The sequence below is a fragment of the Cutibacterium acnes genome (genome assembly GCF_003030305.1).
Lineage (GTDB): Bacteria > Actinomycetota > Actinomycetes > Propionibacteriales > Propionibacteriaceae > Cutibacterium > Cutibacterium acnes.
Map to the genome: position 1 here is coordinate 2480366 of NZ_CP023676.1, position 14636 is coordinate 2495001.

At 56.7% G+C, this 14636-nt stretch carries 20 protein-coding genes and 1 pseudogene; 8 read left to right on the forward strand and 13 right to left on the reverse strand.

Annotation, left to right across the window (positions count from 1 at the left end):
- The first annotated feature begins 276 nt into the window (after window positions 1-276).
- Genes CPA42_RS12440 through CPA42_RS12450 form a run of 3 tightly spaced genes read left to right on the forward strand, consistent with a single transcriptional unit; the run spans window position 277 to window position 2502 of the window.
- Window positions 277-1224, forward strand: a complete 948-nt coding sequence (locus CPA42_RS12440) for a D-alanine--D-alanine ligase family protein (RefSeq protein ID WP_002515704.1) — start codon at window positions 277-279, stop codon at window positions 1222-1224.
- Complete coding sequence (locus CPA42_RS12445; RefSeq protein ID WP_002518538.1) at window positions 1217-1933, forward strand: SURF1 family protein; 717 nt, start codon at window positions 1217-1219, stop codon at window positions 1931-1933. Before CPA42_RS12440 ends, CPA42_RS12445 begins: the two co-directional genes overlap by 8 nt.
- Window positions 1930-2502 carry a DUF3817 domain-containing protein gene (locus CPA42_RS12450; protein ID WP_002518539.1) on the forward strand — a complete coding sequence of 191 codons (573 nt, stop codon included), beginning with the start codon at window positions 1930-1932 and terminating at the stop codon, window positions 2500-2502. Before CPA42_RS12445 ends, CPA42_RS12450 begins: the two co-directional genes overlap by 4 nt.
- A gap of 257 nt (window positions 2503-2759) precedes the next feature.
- Here the strand turns inward: CPA42_RS12450 and CPA42_RS12455 are convergent, their stop codons facing one another.
- The 3 genes and pseudogenes from CPA42_RS12455 to CPA42_RS12465 all read right to left on the reverse strand — a co-directional run bounded on the left by CPA42_RS12455 (window position 2760) and on the right by CPA42_RS12465 (window position 4951).
- The gene (locus tag CPA42_RS12455; RefSeq protein ID WP_002518540.1) at window positions 2760-3686 is read right to left on the reverse strand and encodes a ParB/RepB/Spo0J family partition protein; all 927 of its coding nucleotides are present in this window, start codon (window positions 3684-3686) and stop codon (window positions 2760-2762) included.
- The gene (locus CPA42_RS12460) at window positions 3683-4675 is read right to left on the reverse strand and encodes a ParA family protein (protein ID WP_002518541.1); all 993 of its coding nucleotides are present in this window, start codon (window positions 4673-4675) and stop codon (window positions 3683-3685) included. Before CPA42_RS12460 ends, CPA42_RS12455 begins: the two co-directional genes overlap by 4 nt.
- A 55-nt stretch (window positions 4676-4730) precedes the next feature.
- Window positions 4731-4951, reverse strand: a pseudogene (locus tag CPA42_RS12465) (hypothetical protein).
- A gap of 103 nt (window positions 4952-5054) precedes the next feature.
- Between CPA42_RS12465 and CPA42_RS12470 the strand changes: the two are divergent.
- The 3 genes from CPA42_RS12470 (at window position 5055) to CPA42_RS12480 (ending at window position 6465) form a co-directional block, all read left to right on the forward strand.
- On the forward strand, window positions 5055-5285 hold the full coding sequence (locus tag CPA42_RS12470) for a hypothetical protein (RefSeq protein ID WP_002518543.1): 231 nt from the start codon (window positions 5055-5057) through the stop codon (window positions 5283-5285).
- A 587-nt stretch (window positions 5286-5872) separates the two neighbouring features.
- Window positions 5873-6238, forward strand: coding sequence for a hypothetical protein (locus tag CPA42_RS12475; protein WP_002518544.1), 366 nt, complete (start codon window positions 5873-5875; stop codon window positions 6236-6238).
- The gene (locus CPA42_RS12480; RefSeq protein ID WP_002515810.1) at window positions 6235-6465 is read left to right on the forward strand and encodes a hypothetical protein; all 231 of its coding nucleotides are present in this window, start codon (window positions 6235-6237) and stop codon (window positions 6463-6465) included. The genes CPA42_RS12475 and CPA42_RS12480 overlap by 4 nt, the downstream gene beginning before the upstream one ends.
- Window positions 6466-6494: 29 nt before the next feature.
- Here the strand turns inward: CPA42_RS12480 and rsmG are convergent, their stop codons facing one another.
- Both rsmG and CPA42_RS12495 read right to left on the reverse strand, forming a co-directional pair.
- A complete protein-coding gene (gene rsmG / locus CPA42_RS12485; protein WP_002518545.1) occupies window positions 6495-7130 on the reverse strand; it encodes a 16S rRNA (guanine(527)-N(7))-methyltransferase RsmG in 636 nt (211 codons plus the stop codon).
- Window positions 7131-7566: 436 nt separating this feature from the next.
- Complete coding sequence (locus CPA42_RS12495; RefSeq protein ID WP_002515808.1) at window positions 7567-7767, reverse strand: hypothetical protein; 201 nt, start codon at window positions 7765-7767, stop codon at window positions 7567-7569.
- A 20-nt stretch (window positions 7768-7787) separates the two neighbouring features.
- Between CPA42_RS12495 and CPA42_RS12500 the strand changes: the two genes are divergently transcribed.
- Window positions 7788-8159, forward strand: coding sequence for a hypothetical protein (locus CPA42_RS12500; RefSeq protein WP_002518547.1), 372 nt, complete (start codon window positions 7788-7790; stop codon window positions 8157-8159).
- A gap of 274 nt (window positions 8160-8433) precedes the next feature.
- On the forward strand, window positions 8434-8877 hold the full coding sequence (locus CPA42_RS12505) for a hypothetical protein (protein ID WP_002518548.1): 444 nt from the start codon (window positions 8434-8436) through the stop codon (window positions 8875-8877).
- A 229-nt stretch (window positions 8878-9106) separates the two neighbouring features.
- Here the strand turns inward: CPA42_RS12505 and CPA42_RS12510 are convergent, their stop codons facing one another.
- Genes CPA42_RS12510 through rpmH form a run of 8 tightly spaced genes read right to left on the reverse strand, consistent with a single transcriptional unit; the run spans window position 9107 to window position 14277 of the window.
- Window positions 9107-10135 carry an alanine racemase gene (locus tag CPA42_RS12510; protein WP_002515862.1) on the reverse strand — a complete coding sequence of 343 codons (1029 nt, stop codon included), beginning with the start codon at window positions 10133-10135 and terminating at the stop codon, window positions 9107-9109.
- A gap of 1 nt (window position 10136) precedes the next feature.
- Complete coding sequence (locus CPA42_RS12515) at window positions 10137-11264, reverse strand: lipid II:glycine glycyltransferase FemX (protein WP_002515788.1); 1128 nt, start codon at window positions 11262-11264, stop codon at window positions 10137-10139.
- An 8-nt stretch (window positions 11265-11272) separates the two neighbouring features.
- The gene (locus CPA42_RS12520; RefSeq protein ID WP_002515712.1) at window positions 11273-11470 is read right to left on the reverse strand and encodes a hypothetical protein; all 198 of its coding nucleotides are present in this window, start codon (window positions 11468-11470) and stop codon (window positions 11273-11275) included.
- A gap of 3 nt (window positions 11471-11473) precedes the next feature.
- Entirely contained in the window at window positions 11474-12085 is a 612-nt protein-coding gene (locus CPA42_RS12525) for a Jag family protein (protein ID WP_002518550.1), read from the reverse strand.
- A 52-nt stretch (window positions 12086-12137) separates the two neighbouring features.
- Window positions 12138-13217 carry a membrane protein insertase YidC gene (yidC, locus tag CPA42_RS12530; RefSeq protein ID WP_002515853.1) on the reverse strand — a complete coding sequence of 360 codons (1080 nt, stop codon included), beginning with the start codon at window positions 13215-13217 and terminating at the stop codon, window positions 12138-12140.
- On the reverse strand, window positions 13217-13693 hold the full coding sequence (gene yidD / locus CPA42_RS12535) for a membrane protein insertion efficiency factor YidD (protein ID WP_073868042.1): 477 nt from the start codon (window positions 13691-13693) through the stop codon (window positions 13217-13219). Before yidD ends, yidC begins: the two co-directional genes overlap by 1 nt.
- Window positions 13690-14136, reverse strand: coding sequence for a ribonuclease P protein component (gene rnpA / locus CPA42_RS12540; RefSeq protein ID WP_002515858.1), 447 nt, complete (start codon window positions 14134-14136; stop codon window positions 13690-13692). Before rnpA ends, yidD begins: the two co-directional genes overlap by 4 nt.
- A 6-nt stretch (window positions 14137-14142) precedes the next feature.
- Window positions 14143-14277: a 50S ribosomal protein L34 gene (gene rpmH, locus CPA42_RS12545; RefSeq protein ID WP_002512704.1), complete on the reverse strand. Its 135-nt coding sequence runs from the start codon at window positions 14275-14277 to the stop codon at window positions 14143-14145.
- Window positions 14278-14636 lie beyond the last annotated feature (359 nt).

Below are 14636 nucleotides of genomic sequence, written 5' to 3' on the forward strand. Positions count from 1 at the left end.
TATAACGTTATGTCGACTTAGCTATATATGGAAGAAGGAGCTGCCGGGAGCGACTTTGAGCTCGCCCCGTAGCGGGTTTGTTTCAAACAATTGTCGTTTATTGCTCACTTCTATGGCGGGCGCAGTTTGATAACTATGTGAGCATCGGCCCGGCGTGCTTCAACCACGCCTCAGGCGGACGCTTTCCCAAGCTGCTCCCACGTTGCTGCCATTGTCTTATAGATACGGGGAGGGTCGGTTATGCCATCATTGTCTTGGCACTGGTTGAATGGGGGCATGTTGCAACCAGTCGTCGTCCTTGCCGGAGGACTCAGCCACCAGCGCGATATCTCTCTGAAGTCGGGTCGCACCGTTGCACAAGCGCTGCGGCGGGTCGGACACGAAGTCGTGGAAGCCGATATTGACTCCGCACTCATTGAGACCTTGCGTGCCAACGACGGTGCCGTCGTGTTTCCCATGTTGCACGGTGGTCTTGGCGAAAATGGTGCCCTTCTTGAAGTACTTCAGCTCATGGGCATCCCCTATGTGGGCTCCAGTCCAGCAACCTGCCGTATCTCTTTCGATAAGTCCATCGCATCTCGCGCCGTGGCCGCAGCCGGGATCGTCACACCACAGCAGGTCGCGTTACCCCATGACGTCTTCCGTGAGCTTGGCGCTCAGACGGTCATGCGTTCGATCGCCGAAAAGTTTGGCCTTCCGGTCATCGTTAAGCCGGCACGTGGGGGCTCAAGCCTCGGCGTCACAAAAGTCGATGGCGTCGACGATCTTCCTCAGGCCGTCGCGAACGCCTATGCCTATGACGACATGGTTGTAGTCGAGGAATTCATTGTGGGCACTGAGCTCGCAATAGGCATGATCACGACGTCTGAAGGCACGCGTGTGCTGCCAGCCGTCGAGATTCGCCCTGTCGGTGGTGTTTATGATTATTCAGCGATGTACACCGGTGGTGAGACACGACTAACAGCTCCTGCAGACATTAGCGATACAGCGGCCCAAACCGCGACGGCGATGGCCCGAGTCGTGCAAAAGGAGCTCGATTTCTCCGGGATATCTCGTGTCGATGCGATCGTGGACGAGTCCGGTCGCCCAGTTTTCTTGGAGGCCGGTGCTGCTCCCGGGATGACAGCTACTTCGCTCGTACCCGTGGCTATGAAAGCCGCCGGTCTAGACCTTGGCGAGGTGTGCTCTCGACTCGTCGATGACGTCGCTCGCAACCATGGCTGACAGTGTGCACATGAAGGGCTCCCGCCACGCCGTGCGCGTCAAGCAGGCATCTGTCGTCTTGCTCGGCGTCGTCCTTGCCAGTGTGATGGTCTTCCTCGGACTGTGGCAGATGAACGTTTTTGAGTCCCAACGTGACGACTCGACGCAGGCGCGTATCAACGGTCCAGTAATCACCTGGAATGAGGCTCCTAAGAAGGCCGATGTCATGGCCCAGTACGGACGCCGGGTGACGGTGACGGGCACGTTCCAACGGTCGACCACAACCTTGATAGGCACATCGTGGCCAGTACGCGTCGTAACGGGAATCAAATTGACCTCCGGGGAAACGATGGCCATAGTTCGCGGCAAGCTCTCGAAGGGCGAGAGAGTCCCTGCTGCGCCCACGGGCGTTATAACAGTGACGGGTGTGCTCGCGGCATCTGAAGCCGATGACGGTCGCCGAAATTCACAGATGCCGGCTGCCGTGCTCCCCTCCTTGCGGCTGGAAGTGTTGACCCAGACGTGGCCCCAACCCTTGGTACCAGCAACCCTGACCCTCGATAAGAAAAATGCGCTCGCTCAGGGGCTCGCCCCAGCACAACCAGTACTCCCGAAGGGTGACGGTAGCGAACGTAATCGCGGCTACGCATTGCAATGGTGGGTTTTTGCGATCTTTACTGTTGCCATGTCTCTCGCCTTCGCCCGCGCAGCGGGCAAGCATAAGGAATGACGGCCTGCTCGATGCAGCGTCAGTTGACGTGCTTCAGTACTCTGTTTCACGTGAAACACAGCGACGACGTGACCAGTGACGACTTTTATATGACACCTGACAACATCTCTGACGACACTCGCGCTGGCGATGCGGCCCACGACCACTCGACGGACTCCCGTCACTCTGAGACTACCGCCGAGACTGAAACAGAGCCATGGATCGAGCCTGATGACATCTCAGGGGTTCGCAAAGCCCTGCTCTGCTACCGCGTTATGGCGTACATTGTGGGAACACTCTTGATTGTTCTCGTGTGTGTAGCGATGCCACTCAAGTACGCGGCGGGCAGGCCGACGATGGTCAACGTGGTTGGAATCTCCCACGGATGGCTCTACCCCGTACTACTCATCACCGCCTATTTGTTGGGACGCAAGGCAGGCTGGCCACTAACCCGCCTGCTCATCATCGCTTTGGCCGGAACGATTCCGTTCCTGTCCTTCGTCGCGGAGTATTTCGCTCGTAAGGATGTCAACTGTCGTATTGATGACGCGAAAGACTATTGGGCTCATCATGGCGCACCAACTGAGTGACGGGTTGTATGTACTCTCCCGCTACCTACTCCGGTACTGTGCTCCAGGCATCACCTCATTGCAGCAAACCTTTGACGTGTAGCAGCGTGCTCACACAACGCACTGTTTTTCGCAAACTAGCGACCGCTGCGAGCTACTCCCGTCCTTAACGCACGTATCCATTGCGAGCAACATCGGTCCGACCGCGACCAGGGTTCGGCGTGACGCCTTTGGCCACGCTCTCTTCCGTGGCCGAACGCGTTCAGTGTCTTACCTCATCAGTCAGAAAATATGTCGATAAGTCGCTCTAGCTCTTCATTATCATTGAATGGGAAGGTTATGGTGCCTCTCCCATTACGGCGCCGCACTTTGACTGCGGTACGGAACCGCTGAGATAGCTGTTCTCCCAGCTTCACGGCCTCAGTATCCCGACCGGGTTTTTTCCGCTGATGCGGCTTAACCTCTGTCGTATCGTCCAAAGTCTGACGAACCAGCTCTTCAGTCGCGCGTACAGATAAACCTTCGTCTACGACGCGATTCGCTGTGCCGACTTGTACCTCAGGATTATCAATCGCCAAAAGGCATCTAGCGTGACCAGCGGTGATCTCACCATCAAGAAGTCGTTTCTGCACGTCCGCGCTAAGTTTGAGCAACCGGATGGTGTTCGCAATCTGTGACCGGGAACGCTGGATCTTCTCAGAGAGCTCATCCTGAGTGCATCCAAAATCGTTGAGCATCTGCTCATAAGCGGCTGCTTCTTCAAGAGGATTTAACTGCACGCGATGGAGGTTCTCAAGTAACGCATCTCGCAGCATGTCCTCGCTCGCCGTGGTGCGCACGATCGCAGGAACCGTTGCGAGGCCGGCCTTGCGAGCAGCACGCCACCGACGCTCACCCATAACGAGTTCGTAGCCGTTGTCGGCTGGGGTCACAACTACAGGCTGCAGAACTCCGACCGCCCGGATAGACTCAGAGAGTTCGGTCAGTTCTTCCTCGTTAAACATTTTACGCGGTTGGCGCGCGTTCGGAGAGATCTCATCCACGGAGATGAGCTCGAGCCGAGAGCCTCCAACACGTTCGTTTATCGCGTCGCCGTCAGTACTAGCGTCATCAACGCGCTCTTCGTCATCATCATCGAGATCCGTGCGTTGAAACAACTCTCCGAAACCCCGCCCTAAACCGCTGTGCTTGGCTGCCACTGTCATCCCTTCTTAGTGTCAGAAGCATCGGGGTGCTTCACACCGCTGGTGTTTGTACTGTGCTCATCGCACGCGTGCCGCTTTGCAAACTCAGCAGCAGCTTCGCGATACGCAACTGCCCCCGCTGATGTCGGCTCGTAAGTCAAAACGCTACGGCTATAGCTCGGTGCTTCCGAAACTCGGACAGACCGCGGTATGCGCGTTGACATCGTTTCACGTGCGAAGTGGGTACGAACCTCTTCATCCACTTGGGTAGAGAGGCGTGTTCGACCATCGAACATTGTCATGAGGATCGATCCCAGACGGAGCTCTTTATTCATCGCATGCCGAACCGCTTCGATCGTTCGCATCAGCTGCGTGACGCCTTCAAGGGCATAGTACTCACATTGAATTGGCAACAACACTTCGTCGGCAGCCACCAGCGCGTTGAGGGTCAAAAGCCCAAGTGATGGGGGACAGTCGAGAATCACGTAGTCCACGTCATGATTCTTCAAATACTTCCGCAACGCCTTCCGCAGGCGGCGTTCACGCCCCTTCACGTCTACAAGTTGAAGCTCAGCGCCGGAAAGGTCGATCGTGGCTGGGACCACTTCAAGACCCGGAGCTTCCGGGCTTGGCTTCGCGACAAGACCAATGTCCTCCTCATCTAGGAGAACTTCGTACGTTCCTGGCGTTCCCGCTTCGTGGTCGATCCCAAGCGCCGTCGAAGCATTACCCTGTGGATCGGTATCAATTACGAGCACCTTGAGTCCACTCATAGCCAGCGCAACCGCGAAGTTAATTGCAGTAGTCGTCTTGCCAACGCCGCCCTTCTGATTGGCCACCACAACAGTTCTCGGCGACGCTGGACGTGGGAGAGTCAAGGGCACGGTTGGTGCCGCCGGGCCATCGATACTATCGGCAGAAGATTCCGCGACCTCGAGCACATCGGGACTATCGAATGCCGCGCGCTTGGGCGCTCCGTCATAGATGGGGACCTCGTTGGTCATGCGCATCCTTTCAGTCGCGAGCGGAGTGACGTTTCACGTGAAACACTGACACTCGGTCACTTTACCGGCCACATCCTTCAGCGCCAGAGTCATCCGGCAGCTGTGGATAACTACCTATGTTGATAGCAGTAGCCTGTGGATAACCGCTTCCCACCGGTGGACAGCCCAGATTTCCATACCTCGCGCTGATCCTCCGTTCATCGACACAACGTTGCAGCCATCAACGTCACGTTCATAGAACCGCCACGCCATTATCCACGTGCCTGAGTCAAAACGAAACACAGCCGCCCCGTTAAACCCCAGTCCTACGGTTACCTGCAGCCAACATACCGGCCGGGCTGGCCCGCTGAAATAGCTCGTGGGCAGGCAGCAGCATCAAGCGCGCGTGACCGCTTCATGCGACTGGTCCCACACCAATCCCACACGAGTCTTTAGTCTGGAGCTCACGTCAGTCACCAAGCGTGTTCACGGCGTCGCCAACCGCACGCACCCACAAAGGGGAAACGGGTCACATCTTGGCCTCGTCTGTCCAACCAGTTCAGTAGAAGCATGTTACGGCTCCTGGTATCCACCTACGCGCCTAGCTCCTCCACGAGCTCTGTCACCAGGCCGCTAACGCGTTGACCGAACGTGTTGGACACAATTCTTGGACGATATTTCGGTGAATTCACCTCAACTCGACCGACCATACCGCCGATTTGATCATGATAGTATGACATTCGGCCCCTGCTTCAACCAAGGCTGCTGCACCGAGCCGTCGACATCCTACGACCGTATAACTGAACGCATGACCGGGTGAAGCCCCATTGCCTCGGGGTCGGGTTGAACACCATTGGAGGCGGGGTCGTGTCTTGCTCTTGACCGGGGTTCGTCGTCAGCTCAGACATGCTAAGCCTCCCATGATCAGCTCACTCCGCGCATCATGCCAATTGCACGTCCTTACCTAGTTGCAGATCGTTACCCCCTGTCCTGCGACCGGACGAGCACAGACGTTCGAACTCGGATGCTTCACTTAAAACCGCGACGCCGCCAGTCGGGCCACCAGTTCAGGTCAATTGCTAGCTTGAGCACGCCAACCGACGGGCTGCTATATACGTAACCGGCAACCTATCAGCACACCTTCGCCTGGATGTAATGGCCAGATCACTCCGTATGTCTGCTCGAAGGTACACACGGCGGTGTGTCGTCCCACGCTAGGAACTGATGTCTCGCTGTTCTTTCGCTCAGGCTTCCACTGATGACGCGTCTGTTGCCTGTCATCCCGCGCAGTTCTTGGACATCGTAAAACTCTTATCCCGCAGTGCTGAACTGGCGAGACGTACCACGCTGTTTCACGTGAAACACCACATTCTCCTACGCGCGGTCTGTCATCCAAGTGCCATGCCTTCGACGAGCGTCCGTACCCATATGATCGGTACGGACGAGCGTCCTAGCTCACCCAAGCTCACGCACACCGCTGGTGTCGCTACGATCACCTGCCGCCATCCTTGCTGGTGCCCTGCCCGCGTGTTGATGGTAGCCGCACCACTCGCCGGGACCTCAACTCACAAGCAACGATTACAGCATTGACATCATCTATCACAAACGCCGGGGCCAATATCCGACTTATCGATCGATATCACCAGCGGGTTCACCAAGTTTCGGCCTTACAGACGTCGATGCACCTCGCCTTGGACACCACGCCCGGCCGATATTCATGTTCAACATGCGTTGATGCCGCCTCGGTCACTTACTTCGACGACATGCTGCAAGCTCCGTCCGGAACCATCACCGAGACCATGATGCAAGCGATTTGACCTAGCGCCTACAGCAACATCTCACATTTTTACTTACCCGCACGACGTACTCGAACTGCGCGCGTCACGTCGGCGGCCGGATCAGCTCGGATCAGCAGTACTTCAGCAGACAGACGTCGCTTTGAAAGCTCTTTCTTCGCCTTGACGACCTCGTCATCAGCCGATTGCCCCTTCAGAGCCAGAAGACTGCCCGACTCCACGATCAGATCTGCCGTCCAGTTAATCAACGTAGCTAACTTTGCCACGGCACGTGATACAACGACATCAACGTGCAGATCAGCATCCTCGGCTCGGCCACGGACGACGGTCACCCTATCGTCCAAGCCCAACTCGTCAAGTGCTTCAGTCAGAAAATTCGAACGGCGCAGCATCGGCTCAATGAGGGTCATCTCGAGGTCAGGTCGCAGGATAGCTAAAGGAATACCCGGCAATCCGGCTCCGCTTCCAACGTCGGCTACGCGGCAACCCTCAGGTATCAAACTCTCAAGAGCAATACTGTTCAGGATGTGACGCTCCCACAGTCGGCCAATCTCCCGAGGGCCAATTAGACCCCAATCGACCCCGCGTGATACCAATATATCGACATATTGCCGAATCGTTTTATAATTATCCCGATACAGCCTGTCGGCAATAGCATCGTCACTCACCAAGGTCATACCGAACATCCTGCCATGCTTGGCGCCTCACTCCGCCTTTCCTACGTGTATTCACCAGAACTACAGCAGCTAGTCAGCCCCACACACGTCTTCCGAACCATACAGCAGACAGGCCATATCGGGGCACAGGCGCGTGAAATTAAGGGGCGTCTCCCGGCTTACACAGCGGATAGGCTCGAACCACTAGCTTGAGCTCAACTCGAAACAGCCCGGCATTCATCTCAACAGTCCCTTACCACGAGCACCTGGGCGGCACGCTCGCGCCTTCTCGACGCACCAACCATCACAGCCTGACCATGCTCACTTTCCCACGACCGACCAATGCAGGCATTGCCTTACCAACGCACCAGTCGATTCACAACAACCAGAACGCCGAGAGATCTTTTCCCGAACTCAGCACCGTGATCACAACAGCGTCCATCTGGAAGTTCAAGTCAGCTGAACATCAACCGCACGAGTCCAGCGCCGAACATCGGCGCCCGTCCAACATGTCCGTCATCTTGAGGTAGGCGTGCAACAAGACGTCACTATCGACGACGAACGACAGAAGACCGTTAGCGTGATCCGTAGAAGTCTGGTCAGGAGTCGCACCAGGCGTCACCTGGTTGGCAATTTCCCGATAGCCCCGCCAGCCCTGACTTGCCACGGCTGTTGCCTAGCTCCAGTTTGAACCATGCGAACCCCAAGAACATACGAACTCAAGACACAGAATGCGGATCCACGGGAGGAGACATGACCCTCGACAAGAGAGGTCAAACGCAGTCCATAGATTTAGGGATTATCGCCTCATCCAGGAAGTACCGTCCACCATCGAGATACCACCGGTATTCAACTAGTTGTACACACGGGAATTTCAGCAACGTAGTTCTGCGGCGAGACTCCATCGATCTCGCGACATGGCTGAGAACTGGGTTCGCTTTCTCGCGCTCTCAGCAACGCTGCCCGTCTAATATGAGTGAAGAAGACTCAACTTCCTCGCTAGCTCAACTCGACCATGACGACATTCTTCGCATCGCGTTGGGGGACTACCTTCACTGACCTAACCCCCTTCACTGACCTAATCCGATTAACTGATCGCTGACCAGGTTCCATACAAGAGCACCACTACTCCAGCCCGATCCTCAGCCACGGCGCACCAGTTCACAGGATGACTCCTCATGAGAAGCGTTCTTGGTAACCATGAGCTGTCCACCACCGACCACTGGAGTGCTTTCACTGTGGCGGCTCAGTAGGGTCGGTGGGTAAAGCTGGCGGAGGTTCAACGAGTTAGCTCACACGAATCAACGGGTCTAAGGGCAGTCTCTACTGGGATTTGCTGATGATTCTCAACGGCACACCGTCATATGCCTTGACATCACACACGTCCTTTGACGTCACAGGAATACAACAGCTCCCGCGCCACGAGCAATCATTATCACGTCGCCGTTATCACGTCCGATATCACGTCGCCGCACTCACACAACGTGCGAGCTCAACAATCTCAAACGTTAACAGTACTTGCGTACACACAGGATTTCGCCAACTCTACCCGCCTCCGCCAGCACAGAAATTCACAGCGACGGACATCCCTAGTCTACGAAACAACCTCATTACCGACCCTTCACACCATGTACCCACATGCTTCAGGCCTAGTCAGACCGAACTTTCACATGACCCGGTCAGCCCCAACTTCACGTTCCACGTGAAACACATCTTCATCGATTTCTCGTTTTGTCGACATATAGTCCAATATCTATATCCTCCCGTTCAACCGTGACACAGCTCCGAAACCACACTTGCCCAACACATCTCATCCTCGAGGCAACTCACCCAACAGCGGGAGAAGGCAAACATAGGGGTAGGAGACACACAGTCACAGGCTTACACTCCTGCCCGCCAGCCCTACTGACAGACAAACACAGGGATAAGACACACAATCACGGGGAAGAAACATATCGGGCCCTCGAAACCGTCACAAGGCTCGACAGCCACCTCATTTTCCAACTTCACACCAGCGAAATCTCGTCAAAGGTCGCCGTTGTCATGCGTACATTCACCGGCACTTCGTCGCCAACGTGAGTTGGTTCCCCAGGTCCACCCACGAAAACCAAAGACGAATGCATATGCGGTGGTTCAGCGAATACTGCCTTCTTCCCCGCGATAGTAAACGGGCTAATAACCCGTCCCACCATTTGCTGCAGGGCCTCGGCCCCAGGAATCAACCACTGGCGTAGGGACCGAGCTGAGATCGGTGCAGATAACGCGACCCCGTGCGCAGTTCCTCCAGACACTACAACGATGTATCCGTCCGCATGAGTCTTGACACGGTGATAACCCACTGGAGTCCGCTTCGGTAGCCAGCGGACGTCAAGGACAGTCCCTGTTACACGGTAAGCATTGGCATCCCCCAACCACAGGCGAGTACCGACCCTCATCCGCACTGGAACATCCAGTTTTTTCGATAACGCGATGTAATCGTCACAGCTGAGATGGGAAAACCAGATACCTCGTGAAGCCAGCGGATGTTGCTTAACAATCCGAGCCATCTCACGGCCCTCGTCCAGAGATGCCCCCGACGGCAAGTGGATAGTCCAGCCTCGCAGGTCAAAACCGTCGAGATCTAAAGCCGCCACCTCGTCGGCCGGAACACCATGTCGATGCATCGACGTCTCGACTTCGACCAAAATCGACGCGCTCGGCGCGAGGTCACGCAACGCAGCAATGTCCTCACGCCGCGAAATCGTCGTAATGACCTTGGGATCATTCAACAGGCCGGCGGCTACTTCGTCGCCAGGGCGCCACGGATTAAGGACGATGACATCTTTGTCCCAACCGTACTGACGGACCGACGCCACCTCTTGGGCTACCCCGACGGCAAGAATGTCGATTCCTAGTCGTTGGGACTCCTGAACCAGCAACTCATGCCCGAAGCCGTATCCGTTCCCCTTCGTAACTGGCACGATTCCGGGGCAGGACTTCGCAAAGGCCGTCAGGTGGTTGCGCCACCGTTGAGCGTCGATAATGAGTTTAAGCATGTCAGCGTCGTTTCATGTAGAGGTCAAAAGCCTTATAGAGGATCGGGTTGATGGGCTTATCCCACTCACCCGGGAAGGCCACTGCCTGGCCACCGCTACCAACCTTAAACTGGATGAGGCCAATCTCGGGGTCGTTAGCACCCACGCCAGCGACGATGCCACGCATGTCGTAAACCGCACATCTAGCCTCATTGGCGGTGCGAATCATGGCCCACTGGATGGCGTTTGAGCCACGCACTTCCCGCTTGGCCGTGGTCGATGCGCCATAGGAATACCAGGCGTGCTCACCGACGGTAACAAAGGTAGTTGCAGCAACAACGTCGCCTTCGTGTTCAGCGAGAAAGACCTTCATACGGCCTTCTTCCTCAGCATTGAGAACATCCCACATATGCTCGAAATATTCCAGCGGGCGACCGGTAAATCCGTCGCGCTCAGCAGTCTCCAGGTAGACCTTATGGAAACGCGCCAGGTCGTCACGGGTGCCAAGTTTCACTTCAACGCCAAATTTGGCAGCTTTTTTGATATTGCGCCGCCACAGCTGATTCATGCCCTTGAGGAGCTCGTCCTCGGATTTCTGAGTGCCGTCCTCGTGGCGCAACGAAAGCTGAAAGTTGAACTGCGGCTGACCAGCAGCAAACCCGTGACCGGTTTCGTCAGTGATCCATCCGCCCTGCTTGAGTACCGACACGACGTGTTCCCCTTCGGGAGTTACGATGTCCGGCTCAACCTCGGTTAACGAGGTGATGTTGTCGTCAGCAATAGCGGTTTTGATGGTTTTGGTTCCCCATATACGGTGCACGACGGCCGGTCCGATACGTACCGCGAAAGCTTGACGCTTCTTGACGTGGGTCACCAGCGCGTCGAAGTGCTCGGCTATATCGTCGCGAGACCAGTCGAGAACCGGCCCCTCCGGCAGATAAGCCAAGTAACGGGGCAGTTTGGGAAGCTTTCGGTAGAGGATCAGTCCAACGCCGGTGAGCTCGTCACCGTCATAGAAACCTACTCGTTCACCCCGCCATTCTGACTTCACCCGTGCCCATGCGGGGGTCTGCAGGAAGGAGGCTGACCCTCGAGCCGCAATGAACTCAAGCATCGTGGAGACGGAAATAGAGCGAGCAGAGATCGGCACTCTTCAAACTATAACGCCGTGATTATCTCGTCTCCAACGAAAACCGCCTCACGTCTAACGACGTTGTCAGCCCAACTTTGCCACTTCTCAACACACCTTGCGGTCGCCATCCGTTGGGCATACGGACGGGGACAGCTAACACCAGACGCGAAGAAGACTGGCACAAAGAGGAGGGCCCGGTTACTCACCGGGCCCTCCTCAATCACTCATCACTGCTCCTGGGTGATAACCACATGGCGCTTAGGCTCGACACCCTCAGATTCACTGACGAGCCCAGCTGCGGCGACCGCATCATGGACGATCTTGCGTTCGAAGGGATTCATCGGGGCAAGATGAGCCGGTTCGCCGGTCTCTTTAACCGATTGAATCGCCTCGGTCGCCAAGACCACGAGATCCTTGCGACGTGACTCCCGATACCCGGCGATGTCAAGCATGAGGCGGGAACGGTGCCCGACCTCAGTCATAACGGCCAGCCGCGACAACTCTTGCAAAGCCTCCAGAACCTTGCCATCTTTGCCAACTAGGGTCTGCGAATCCGTGACGATGGAAACGTGGGCTCGGCCACTTTCCACATAGGTATCGATGTCGCCGTCTAGGTCTGCGATGTCGAGGAGTTCCTCAAGGTAATCGGCTGCGATGTCACCCTCCTCATCTAGAGGGTCGCCGGTCTCCTCGTCATCGTTTTCAGCGCCGTCGCTGTCATTGTCATCGGAATCTTCTGACTCGACGTCGTCAGCCTCAATCTCCTCAGGATCGAGGTTGCAGCAATCCTCGACTCGATCGACGTCGAGCTCCTCACTGCGCTCGCTGCTTTCGCTCATCTGTTACCTCTCAAAAGATCAACTCATGGTTCGGGACAGGCCCCAGGGGTCTTTACTTCTTACGTTGGGCTCGCGTCTGTTTAGCAGGCTGCTGGCGACGGACCACCTGACGACCACCACTGGCATCCTTGCGGACCGTTTGACGGGTCACTCCTTGGCGGGCCACCATCGGCTTCTCACTATCTTCGATAGTGGCTACCGGGGTGGGGGCAACAACTTTGCGACGCCGCTTCTCGCGACGAGCACGCTCGATTTCGTCGGGATCCTTGCCTTTGGCGATCATGCGCTCGCGCCAATCGATGTAGGCCGGGGTATTTGGTGTCGGGTTGTTACGGATAAGGATTTCCTGCTGGCCTAGCGTCCATAGGTTCGAGGTACACCAGTAGAGCATGACGCCGATCGGGAAGCTCACACCACTGAACAGGTACATCAGTGGGAAGAGGTAGATCATCATCTTTTGCTGCTGGGCCATGGGGCCGGTTAGCGATTCCGGAGGCATGTTCTTCCGCATCAGCTGAAGCTGGGTGTAGAACAGCGTCGCCACCATGATGATGATGAGAACAAGAGCGACGACCTGGGTGCCACCGAATCCGTTGTTCATGGGGAGGAACCGACCAGCCAACTCAGCGCCAAAGAACTTGGCATGTTGCAGGGATTCCATCAGGCCAGGGTTTTTAGCGAAGAAGTGACCTCGGGGGATACCACGGGAAACGCCGTCCAGCACACGAAACAACGCTAGAAAGATTGGCATCTGCAACAACACAGGCAGACAGGACGCCGCCGGGTTGACCCCTTCCTCGCGGTAGAGGTTCATCATCTCCTGGCCGGCACGTTCCCTGTCGTCGCCGTACTTTTCCTGGATGGCTTTCATCTTCGGCTGGATAAGCTGCATCGATCGCGCAGAGTTGATCTGCTTAACGAACAACGGCACCAGCAGCAAACGAATGAAAATCGTCAGACAGACGATGGCTAACGTCCACGAGATACCGGAGTCGCGGCCGAACAGCGGCGACCACAGGTAATGGAAGAGGACGAGCAGGCCGGACACTGCCCAGTACAACGGCACCATGATGGCGTGACCCATCGTGTGCAGGGCGCCGCCCAGGCTAAGTATGACCAGCGGGTTGAGCATCAGTTCTCACCTCGGGTGTGGGAAGGGGTACCCGTGTGGGTACTCCCCGGATCGGTGTATCCGGGGATGGATTTTCGTAGGGCCGGTTCGTGATCCCTGGGATTATCGTCCGTCAGATCGTGAATCGGTTCATTCTTTGAGCGCGCAGTTTCCGGATGGAGTTCACGCCATTGCCTTGCCTCGGGGGTGCCCGGCACTGGGTCGTACCCACCGTGGGACCATGGATTACATCGCAGAATCCGCCAGATGATCATCGGCGTCGCGCGAAAGACCCCGTGCACCTGTAACGCCCGCAGGCCGTACGTCGAACAACTGGGTTGGTACTTACAGACATCCCCGTAGAGCGGCGAGATGAGGGCTCGCCACCCTTTGACAAATCCAATAGCTAGCCAGGTAAGGGGACGAAAACGCCGCATCGTTGCCCATACGCCACCGTCGTCGTTCGGGTGCCGTGAGGGAATCGCCGCAGCTATCATCGCAGTTTCCGCAATGCCTGGTGCCATGCCCCGTCGAGATCCTTGGCAACCCGATCAGGTTGGGTCGCTGCAGCCGGTAGAGCTCGCACGACGACCACGGTGCCATCCTCGAGCTCATCCACGAGAGGACGGCAGAGGTGACGCAGTCGACGTTTGACCCGATTACGTGTCACGGCATTGCCCACGGCCTTGGACACGACAAAACCGACCCGCGGCGTAACGTCAAGGTCAGATCGGGAAGTCGTCGTTGACACTAATGGTTCACCAGAACCACAGTTACCCACAGGTGCTGTGGGTAACTCGGTCTTATCAGCTGAGTCGAACCTGAATTGCGCGTGTCGTCCGGCGTGAACGACAAGAGTAGGACGACCCGACCTGACGCCTCCGCGGACCGCGGCACGATAGTCACCGGGACGGTGCATCCGCGACCGGGCAGGCAGCATAAAAACTCAGGCCGACAGGTTGACGCGACCCTTGCGGCGGCGAGCAGCGAGGATGCTGCGACCAGCGCGAGTGCTCATGCGGGAACGGAAGCCGTGGTTACGGGCACGACGACGATTGCTGGGCTGGAAAGTGCGCTTCACGGGGATGTTCTCCCTTGTGTCTTGGGGATCACCCGGGGGATCGACGCGAGCCGGTCCCTCCGGGGCGCCCGGATGGGCGCAGGGGAAGTAGACGCTGAAGACAGCGACTTAACAACTCTACGTTGTCGGAGTCGCTATCGGCAAACTGATGACCCTGCGCCGCCAGACCATCAAGTGACACCCATGAAACCACATTTGTGTAGTCATTTGACCCGCTTGGCAAGCCACTCAAACCGGTTGCGGATGAGCCAAGGACTCACTAGCGTTCAGGGGAGTGGTACATCGTGGGTAGCTTGTCACACCGACTGTGGAAAACTGTGTGGACAACTCTCGACAACTTCTAGAGAACAGGTGGTGGA

What these genes read in the sequence shown, in the direction of transcription:
- CPA42_RS12440 (WP_002515704.1), top strand. Translation starts at nt 277, where the DNA reads ATGTTGCAACCAGTCGTCGTCCTTGCCGGAGGACTCAGCCACCAGCGC.
- CPA42_RS12445 (WP_002518538.1), top strand. Translation starts at nt 1,217, where the DNA reads ATGGCTGACAGTGTGCACATGAAGGGCTCCCGCCACGCCGTGCGCGTC.
- CPA42_RS12450 (WP_002518539.1), top strand. Translation starts at nt 1,930, where the DNA reads ATGACGGCCTGCTCGATGCAGCGTCAGTTGACGTGCTTCAGTACTCTG.
- CPA42_RS12455 (WP_002518540.1), bottom strand. Translation starts at nt 3,686, where the DNA reads ATGACAGTGGCAGCCAAGCACAGCGGTTTAGGGCGGGGTTTCGGAGAG.
- CPA42_RS12460 (WP_002518541.1), bottom strand. Translation starts at nt 4,675, where the DNA reads ATGCGCATGACCAACGAGGTCCCCATCTATGACGGAGCGCCCAAGCGC.
- CPA42_RS12475 (WP_002518544.1), top strand. Translation starts at nt 5,873, where the DNA reads ATGTCTCGCTGTTCTTTCGCTCAGGCTTCCACTGATGACGCGTCTGTT.
- rsmG (WP_002518545.1), bottom strand. Translation starts at nt 7,130, where the DNA reads ATGTTCGGTATGACCTTGGTGAGTGACGATGCTATTGCCGACAGGCTG.
- CPA42_RS12510 (WP_002515862.1), bottom strand. Translation starts at nt 10,135, where the DNA reads ATGCTTAAACTCATTATCGACGCTCAACGGTGGCGCAACCACCTGACG.
- CPA42_RS12525 (WP_002518550.1), bottom strand. Translation starts at nt 12,085, where the DNA reads ATGAGCGAAAGCAGCGAGCGCAGTGAGGAGCTCGACGTCGATCGAGTC.
- yidC (WP_002515853.1), bottom strand. Translation starts at nt 13,217, where the DNA reads ATGCTCAACCCGCTGGTCATACTTAGCCTGGGCGGCGCCCTGCACACG.
- yidD (WP_073868042.1), bottom strand. Translation starts at nt 13,693, where the DNA reads ATGATAGCTGCGGCGATTCCCTCACGGCACCCGAACGACGACGGTGGC.
- rnpA (WP_002515858.1), bottom strand. Translation starts at nt 14,136, where the DNA reads ATGCTGCCTGCCCGGTCGCGGATGCACCGTCCCGGTGACTATCGTGCC.